Origin of the sequence: Olivibacter sp. CPCC 100613, from assembly GCF_036959255.1 — a bacterium.
GTDB lineage: Bacteria > Bacteroidota > Bacteroidia > Sphingobacteriales > Sphingobacteriaceae > Olivibacter.
In genome coordinates, this window is record NZ_JAWMTI010000014.1 from 41,344 (window position 1) to 48,333 (window position 6,990).

5 protein-coding genes are annotated in these 6,990 nt (G+C 42.5%); all 5 read right to left on the reverse strand.

Going from position 1 to position 6,990, the window contains the following annotated elements; genetic code table 11:
- Positions 1-24 precede the first annotated feature (24 nt).
- The 5 genes from RYH73_RS25595 to RYH73_RS25615 are packed head-to-tail and all read right to left on the reverse strand — an operon-like array spanning position 25 to position 6,964.
- Complete coding sequence (locus RYH73_RS25595) at positions 25-1,962, reverse strand: sialate O-acetylesterase (protein ID WP_335316276.1); 1,938 nt, start codon at positions 1,960-1,962, stop codon at positions 25-27.
- Between the two features lie 26 nt (positions 1,963-1,988).
- Entirely contained in the window at positions 1,989-3,341 is a 1,353-nt protein-coding gene (locus RYH73_RS25600) for an SGNH/GDSL hydrolase family protein (protein WP_335316277.1), read from the reverse strand.
- Complete coding sequence (locus RYH73_RS25605) at positions 3,342-6,281, reverse strand: discoidin domain-containing protein (RefSeq protein ID WP_335316278.1); 2,940 nt, start codon at positions 6,279-6,281, stop codon at positions 3,342-3,344.
- Between the two features lies 1 nt (position 6,282).
- Positions 6,283-6,618: a glycoside hydrolase domain-containing protein gene (locus tag RYH73_RS25610; protein ID WP_442946146.1), complete on the reverse strand. Its 336-nt coding sequence runs from the start codon at positions 6,616-6,618 to the stop codon at positions 6,283-6,285.
- Positions 6,548-6,964: a glycoside hydrolase domain-containing protein gene (locus RYH73_RS25615; RefSeq protein WP_442946148.1), complete on the reverse strand. Its 417-nt coding sequence runs from the start codon at positions 6,962-6,964 to the stop codon at positions 6,548-6,550. The genes RYH73_RS25610 and RYH73_RS25615 overlap by 71 nt, the downstream gene beginning before the upstream one ends.
- Positions 6,965-6,990: the final 26 nt, after the last annotated feature.

Below are 6,990 nucleotides of genomic sequence, written 5' to 3' on the forward strand. Positions count from 1 at the left end.
AATTAAACGAGACACGCAAACAAGTCAATCAAGAGGCTCGGAACTGAATGATGAAGCTGGCAATCCATTGCTGCCAAATAGAGAGGCCTGAGCAGCATCATAATAAGCATATCGCACTCCTTTCGGTGCATCTACTTGATCGCTTACCACCACAACGATGTCTCCCTCAATTTCCCCTACGGCAGGTTTCCATTCGCCATCACCATCCAACAATTCAAAATTCGTCAATGCCTTATTTTTGGAATCCAGTTTACCACTCGTATTTTCAAAATAAACAAGCACTTTCCGCTTTTTTACTTTAAATCCCTTATAAACCGGTCCGGAATATATTACAGTTTTCTCTTGATAGGTCTTGTTTAACGCCCAAAGGGCTAGTCGTTTTCCTACTTCTTCTTTATTAGCCGGATGAATGTTATGTGGATTTCCGATATCGAGCGTTATGGCCATCCCGGTGCCTGCTACCTTCTTCAAGGTTCTACGTTGCGCGTCTCGCAGCGCTGCAGCGTCAATAGCGTCTCCCGCATATTTAAAAGGCGCTATCTGAACAAAATAGAATGGAAAGTCTCCTCTACCCCAAGCTTCTCTCCAGTTATTGATCATTAGCGGAAACAATGTTAAGTATTGCTTAGCTCTCCCGACATTAGATTCTCCCTGATACCAAATAGCACCCCGTATGGCGTACGGTATCAATGGGGCAAGCATGCCGTTGTATAAAACAGATGGTTGATTTGGCTGCTCGTCCATCATGACCTTTGGTTTAGTTGCCGCAACCTTATAACGCCAATCCCCGCTAAGTCGAATACCTTCTGCTTTCTTACCATCAGCGGGATAGAGTATCATTTGTTCCTTTTTACCGTACATACCCCCATTACCGCCATTATCAATTATTTTCACCGTGATGGTATTGCTTCCCTCTTTTACCAACTCACCCGGTATAGTATATTCTCGATCCATGATCCAGGTCAAACCTTTAACCGTGCTGTCAATCAGTTCACCATTAAAATAGGTGTAATCGAAATCATCTATGAGACCAAGCGATAGTTTCAGTGGCTTTCCTTTCCATGCTTGCGGAATATCAACAGAACGTTTAAACCAAACAATTCCATCAAAATCTGCCAAACCTTTATTCTCCCAAAATGCGGGTACCTCCATTAACGGCCAATTGAGATAGGTATTATCCTTCGCATAAGTATCCTTTCGATCAGTCAGCGCCCTGCTCCATATTGCCTCATTGAGGCTATCACGTGATAAAACCGCTGATGCAAATCGGTTAATGGAGTCGATCCGATTTAATTCTTTATCAAAATCTCCCATCGTTTGCAACGCCTCTTTACCTGTCCAAGCCTCTGCGATTGTACCACCCCAACTACTGTGAATCAAACCTATAGGCACCTTCAAACGCTCATGCAATTGCCGTCCAAAGTAGTAAGCGGTTGCACTAAAAGCGGCAACGCTATTCGGTGAGCAAACTAGCCAAGTCCCTTTAAGTGCTGTTTGGGGAGAGAAAGCAACCTTCTTTTCTACAGTAAATAATCGGATAGACGGGTAATTTGCTCCTTTAATTGCTTCAAGCGAGCCGTCAACCGGTTGATTAGGCCAACCTTGCATGGGCATTTCCATATTTGACTGCCCCGAACATATCCAAACTTCACCAATTAAAACATTCTTGAATTTTTTTGTTTCAGCCGCCTCAACCGTAACCGTGAACGGTCCGCCGGCACCAGGGGTTGGCAACTTCAACAACCACTTCCCCTGCATGTCGGCCTTAACCCGTATCGATTTTTCCGACCAACTTCCTTTTACTTCGACCTGCTCGCCTGGTTTGGCATTGCCCCAAAAGGCAACATCCGTACGTTGTTGCAACACCATATTATCACTAAAAATAGCGGGCATTTTCAATTGTGCAAAAGCATTTTCATTGAGGGTAATGATTACGAGTAGTATCAAACAAAGCTTTTTCATTCTTTTAGTTAAATAATTTTATTGTGTTATTTCTTTTTAGTTAGGAGTTTTTGAATGGCTTTCTCAACCAAAGGTTCCATAATTTTATATCCTGCCAAATTCGGATGAACACCATCTTCACTTAACTTATCCTTTAAGCCCTGTCTTTCATCAAGCATTGCATGATAATAATCAACAAAGGGGTATCCCTCTTTTTTTGCAAAGGCTTTAAGTACCTGATTTAATTCACGGATAGACTGTACAGGATTTATCTCGGGATGCCAGGAAAAACGCAATGCAGGTAAAACAGCGCAAATAATCACTTGAATATTGTTGGCCCTGGCAATTTCTGTCATCGACATGATATTACCCGCTACGTTTTCAATTTTAGTAGGTCCGGTATTTTCCGCGATATCATTAATTCCAGCCAGGATCACAACAACATCAGGTTTAAGATCAACAACGTCCTGCCTAAACCGAACCAACAACTGCGGACTTGTTTGCCCACCGATACCTCGGTTTATATAACCGGACGAGGTAAAAAATGAAGGATCTTTTTCCAACCAACCTTCTGTAATTGAATTGCCGATGAAAACGACTCTTTTCTGCTTTCCTTTGGGCATCAGATTCTTGTTATCCTGCTCATAACGATTTAACCATGCCCAATCGTTTCGCAACCTATCGTCAAGCATTTTCAACCAGTTATCCCAAGCCTCTTTTCTTTTTAAGGCATCTGTTTTATCTTCTTTTACCGGCACTAATAAGCCATTACCCGCCAGCCAATGCTTTATCTCCTGCACAATAGCCCCTCGCGTAACCGCTGCGGCATGTAAATGTAATTCAACCGCTCGGCCTTCCTTAACCCAATGATGATAACGTTTAATTGCTTGCTTATTTTTAGCTTGGGCAATCGTCATCATAGCGCTTCCTTTCGGCAGATCCGCAGGCCACAATGCCAAATTAATTAGCCCATCAGCGCCTAAACCAGACAAGTCACTGTTCATTTGAATTTCTGCTCCCATTGTTAGCAAGCAAATTTTTTTATCCGATAGCGAATACTTGCTAGATTGACTTTCGAAAACCTGCATACAGGAGTGAATATCCCCTTCAGTAAACTCCGCTTTGTAAGACGGTTTCATTACAGCAACCCCAAAATGCCTAATCGAATCCATTAGAATATCTAGTTGTGCCTTATGAGCAGCAGTTGCCAAAATAATCACCGAAGTACCAGAAGGCTGTATTAACGAATCAGGCGGAAAAAACAAAACCGAATCCTGCTTTTCTGCTTTCGATGGGGCAATCAGCGTAGATGGTAATGGGGTACACAATGTTGCACGTCCCCAGGTACTTTCTAAAGCAACAAAAAAAGCGACATATAAAATCAAAAACTTCTTCAACATCTAATAATTATTATAAGATTCTACTAATACCTGTACGCGGTCATCCCCCAACAATTTTTTATCAAAGACAATTTCTATATCTTTCTTTTCGCCAGGCATCAAGCTGAAATAGTCATCATTCGTTATCATGGGTAAAATCCGTTCTCCGGTAGAAACCTTAACAGCCTGTACCTTCACCGCAAAGGCCACCGTTCCAGCAGATTTTGGATTCACAACGGTTCCTGTTACCCTTATCCTATCCTTCGCTTTCTTAATGCTAAACGCGTGCTTAAGTTTTACGGCTTTCAGATCATTCAAACTGGTGTAATCACCTGAAGTCGTGCCCCGCCAATATAAATTATCACTTATTATCTTCCCGCTTTTATCTACTAAAGATAACTTGATAAAATGAACGGGCGATAAACGTGTTCGGCGGTCATTATATACATTAAGCTCGTATAAGGAATAACCGTATTCGGTTGCTCTTTTTAACCCTAATACGCGTATATACCGCGCACGGGTCGGTACGAATTTAAACGACTCTGTTCCACCCTTTCCGGCGCCCACCTCTTGTAAGGTCTTCCAGCTTTTAGCGTCGTCAGAAACCTGCAACCGATAAGAAGCCGCATATGCTTCTTCCCAAACCAGATCGATTTGCCGAAAGGTGGTTTCTTTTCCTAAATCCACGTACACCCACTCGTCGTCACTATAGGCGCTGGTCCACCTGCTACCACTACTCCCGTCCGTTAATGCCTCCGTCCTTGATTCATCGGCAACCGAAGAAGCGGTTACTAACTTTCCAAGTGCTAAATTATCCAGATCAAAATTTAGATGAAATACCCCGGTGACTTCACCTGGCTTCGTTTGTGCATTTTGTTTTCTTGAAAAATCCTTCACCGCCTTACCATCCATATTGTACACATCAAACCTGACATCTAAATCTTCAACAAATTGCCCACTCGTATTCACGATTTCCACTTCATTATTCGCTTGATTCCATAACACATGCAGTGGTTCACACGCTTTTTTAACGCCCCAGTAAGCGCCGTTTAGGTCATAATAATAATCATACGTTTGCCACACCAATGATGGATATGCCGATTGACTCATCCAAGTCATAATACCCGTTGCTCCTTTTCCCATATTCGCTAGCCAACCCTCATACATTGCCTTGTTCACTTCCATATTTAAAAGCTGCGCCTTCCTACAAAAATCCTCAATCCCTTTGGGCAATCCGTAATGGCTGGCAATAGTTTTTTCGTAAATATCAGGCCCGGCATTACCGGCACGCGGTCCGAAGAAATGCTTATCCCATAGTTCATTACGTGGCCACCACTTATCTGCCGGCATGAATTTTTTGAAACTTTCAAATGTTGTAAATACTGCTGTACCAATTTCCGTACGAAATCCCCAGCCTTTCTCACCACCGAAACCTCCCGGATACTTCGTAAAATACCATTGCGGATCAAAATTACGCCACGGGCCACTACCACTTAAGCCATTTTCATGTGAATTAGCTTGATAAAGCCGGTCTCCACCATCATATACCTTCACATTCTCAGCCAACCAGTTATTGAGGGGAGGCAAAGGTGTGCCTTCATTATCTCCACACCATATGGCAATTGAAGGATGATTGCGCAGTCGTTTAATTTTGTTAACAGCATTTTTATTAAAAGCAAACACATCACGGGGCAGGTTCGGATGCGAGTTCAACCAGAAATCATCCCAAACCATAATACCGTACCGATCACAAGCCGCGTAAAACTCATTGTCGGTCACTGAGCCGATCCAGTTGCGAACCATGTTTAGATTCATTTCTTTGTGTAGCTTTAGCTTAAGATCATATTCATCATCACGGCAACGCAAAAGATATTCAGACATTCCCCAGTTACCCCCCTTTACGAAAATCGGTCGACCATTAATGTTGATTTGTAATTTCCCGTCGGGATAATCATAGGTATATTTTTTTATGCCGAAAGTGACCGGTTGAATTTCCTTACTGCCTTCGTTGTCTACAAATTCCAATATACATTGATATAAGTTTGGCTCACCATAACCATTTGGCCACCATAACTTCGGATCTTCCAAGATTAACTGGCTTATCTGATGAGCATCTAAACGAATATGTTTCACCTCTTGAGAATCCAATTCCACTTTATGGGAAAATTGGATATTTCCTGGCATAATCGTACCGTTTAACATTCCATTTTTACGTTCAGGTGCTTCATTAACCAAATCCAAATCGATGGAAACCGTGGCCTCTTTTAAATCTGATAAATCAGGTATATCCGTCCGGATCCAAGGATCAACTATTCTAACCTTACCGGTCAATTTGAGGTAAACATTATCGGTAATTCCCATATTTAAACCTGGTACGTAGGGCATCCAATCCCAGCTGGCACTGGCCATATAAGCAGGCATTGCATAATTCGCTATCGGCGTATGGGGCCAGTATACTTTAACAAGTAGCACATTCGGCTTGGTTGTATTGACAATAGCAGAAATATCGAATAAACCATCATCCATAAAACCATCCAATTGTCCTAACAAGGTTCCGTTCAGATAGATATCACCTTTTCTATTGATTCCCTCGAAATTCAACCAAAGTTTTTTTGTCGTTTCAAAATTCTTGGGTGTATTGAATGATGTCCGATACCAAAAATCTCTGTCATATTTCCCTTTATCAATTTGGTAGATATTATCGCCGAAGTTTGGATCGGCTTCTTTACCGGCTTCAACATAAGACACGAAAGCCGTTCCGGGAACGATCGCCGGAATCCAGTCATCTTGATTAAAGCTGCCCATTGTTAAATCTAAGTTCTCGCCCGCACCTTCAACAGGTTTCAAAAACCATTTGACGCCCGATTTACTATCTAAACTTATCTCATCCTGCGCCAGTATGTTGTTTTTGTTCAAGAAAAAAGCAGCTATGAGCACAACTACTTGAAAAATTAGTCGCATCTTAAGGTTTCATTTTGGTTAAAGAAAACGGTCTGTCTTGATCGCTCCCGGCCCTTTCCCGATTTGGTTTATCACTCATCACCAGTTTCAACTCTCCCCCATTTATGATATCCCGATAATCTATCCAGTTCTTTTCAAAAGGCTTTCCGTTCAACGTGGCCGACGCAATGTATACGTTTGCCGGACTGTTGTTCGTTGCATTGATCGTGAATTTCTTACCATCCTCCAGGGTAATCGTTGCTTTGCGGAAAACCGGGCTTCCAATATTATACTGCGTANGCAATGTATACGTTTGCCGGACTGTTGTTCGTTGCATTGATCGTGAATTTCTTACCATCCTCCAGGGTAATCGTTGCTTTGCGGAAAACCGGGCTTCCAATATTATACTGCGTAGTTCCAGGACATACGCTGTAGAGGCCGAGGGCGCTGATTACATACCATGATGACATCTGTCCCTGATCTTCATCACCCGGAAATCCCTTCTCGGTAGCATTATACAATTGTTGCATGATTTTCCGGACACGGTATTGGGTTTTCCAAGGCTGCCCGGCGTAATTATACGCATAAGCCACATGTTGAACAGGTTGGTTACCATGCGCATACTGCCCCATGTTGGCCAGTACCATTTCGCGCATTTCATGGATCTCCTGCCCATATGTCCCTACTTTAAATCCCGAATGCATGGTAAAAAACGTATCCAGCTTGTTCA